The sequence below is a fragment of the Tannerella forsythia genome (genome assembly GCF_003860135.1).
GTDB lineage: Bacteria > Bacteroidota > Bacteroidia > Bacteroidales > Tannerellaceae > Tannerella > Tannerella forsythia_A.
On the sequence record NZ_RQYN01000207.1, the window covers coordinates 1 to 230 of the forward strand.

1 pseudogene is annotated in these 230 nt (G+C 42.2%); it reads left to right on the forward strand.

Annotated features, from left to right (window positions below):
• Positions 1-230, forward strand: a pseudogene (locus EII41_RS13960) (IS5/IS1182 family transposase); the annotation flags it as partial.

The following is a 230-nucleotide window of genomic DNA, read 5'->3' on the forward strand; positions in this document are numbered from 1 at the left end:
TATATTTGCAGGAATTTGTATCTTTACAGTATAAAACCCTGCAAATTATGTTAGGAAAATTACCGGAAAAAGGGCTGCGGGATTTGTTCCGCCCCATGCTGAAAGATTTTATTGACATGAAGCACGAACTTGCCGTTCTTGCAGACAAAATAGATTGGTCCTATTTTGAAAAGGAGTTTGCTCCACTTTATTCCGACAGAGGAGCTCCGAGCGTACCCATCCGCCTGATG